General features: G+C 69.8%; 2 protein-coding genes. One reads left to right on the top strand and one right to left on the bottom strand.

What is annotated here, in order from left to right; all coding sequences use genetic code 11:
- Positions 1-545, bottom strand: a 545-nt coding sequence (locus SFU54_RS02280; RefSeq protein WP_319014698.1) for an MFS transporter, incomplete at its 3' end; no start/stop codon positions are given.
- Between the two features lie 229 nt (positions 546-774).
- On the opposite strand from SFU54_RS02280, the gene SFU54_RS02275 reads away from it, so the two are divergent.
- Positions 775-1,544, top strand: a 770-nt coding sequence (locus tag SFU54_RS02275; RefSeq protein WP_319014697.1) for a hypothetical protein, incomplete at its 3' end; no start/stop codon positions are given.

Below are 1,544 nucleotides of genomic sequence, written 5' to 3'. Positions count from 1 at the left end.
AACCACTGCAGCAACACGGCCGCGGCGAACACGCCGATCGCCGCACCTCCGCCGGCCACGCCGACCCACACGCCCACGGCTTTGCCGCGCTCTTCAAGCGGAAAGGTCGTCGTGATGACCGAGAGCGTCGTGGGCATGATCGCGGCCGCGCCGATTCCCATGACGGCACGCAGGGCGATGAGGGCTTCGGGCGTTTCGACGAACGCAGCGGCCGCGGCAGCGACGCCGAAGATCGCGAGGCCCACGAGCAAGATGCCCTTGCGCCCCAGCCGGTCGCCGATGGCACCCGAGGCCAAGAGGAGCCCCGCGAAGATGACGGTGTAGGCATCCACGATCCAGGTCAGCTCGGTCTGGCTCGCGCCGGTCGCGCGCGCGAGGCTCGGCAGGGCGACGTTGAGGCCACTCACCGCCGACACCACGGTCATGAGCGAGAGGCTCACGACGAGCAGCACGATACGGGTGCGGCGCGGGCTGAGGGTTGTCGGGGTGGTGGATGCGTGCGGTGTGTGCGGCTTGTGCGGCTCGCGGGGTGACGGGGTGGTCATCGTGCCATTGTGCACCCGTGGCGGGGGTGGTGCGGTCGCTCGGGGGCCCGGCGTTGCCTTCGGGGTGGCCGCCATACTCGACGCCAGGCTCCCCGGTCCACCTTTCCCGGTCTTCCCGCGTCGTGCGATCACGCACAGGACCTGCCTGTGGATACCTCACCCCAATGTCGGTAGTCGAATGTATGTTCGAATCACTGAACAGCAAACGCTGACGCGAAGGGGGTGCATCATGACGACGCTGTTGGCTTCAACGCCCCGCGTGCCTGACGTCGCTGCGCCCCGCGTGCTTGACGTCGGTGCGCCCCGCGTTGCCGCACCAACAACCGTGTCCCCGGCGATCGCGCCGCTCTCCCCCGAATCCGTCGCGCCGTGCATTGCCGACGCGATGACCGCTGCGGTGCATGCCCTCGCCAACGTTCCCCGCGACCTCACCCTCTTCCGTTCCCTCGGCGAAGACGCGTTGCTCGAGCTCACGCGCGTGGCCGCCGACGAAGTCCGCCTCGCTCAACTGCACATATCGCTTCTCTCAGGCGAGATCGCACGGCGCTCGGCCGTCGAGCTGGGATCCGACGGGCTCGCACAGCGCACCGGGCACCGCACGGCAGACGAGCTCGTGCGCGTCACGACCGGCACCCGCGCCGCTGACGCCCGCACAGCCGTGCGCGTTGGCATAGCAATGGCGAGTTCGGCGTCCTTGAGCGAGTTCGATGGCGGCGCCGCTTCGAGTGCCAATCTTGCGGGAGCCGCTGATGCTGCGCCGGCGATCGGTGCCGCGGTGCTTGACGGGCGCGTGAGCGTGGCCGTTGCCGATGCTGTGCGTCTCGGACTCGGCACCCCCTCCCCCGCGCTCACGGCCGGGATGCTCGATGCGGCGGCAGAACAGCTACTCGCCCGGGTGTCGGGGCTCGATGCCGACCGAGCCGGACGCGAAGCGCGAGCAATGCGCGACGACCTCGACCTACTGGGCCTGCCCGAGCGCGAAGAGTCGCGCCGCGCGCA

This window comes from Microcella sp. (genome assembly GCF_033763155.1).
Taxonomy (GTDB): domain Bacteria; phylum Actinomycetota; class Actinomycetes; order Actinomycetales; family Microbacteriaceae; genus Microcella.
This window is presented reverse-complemented; position numbering and strand designations above follow the sequence as displayed.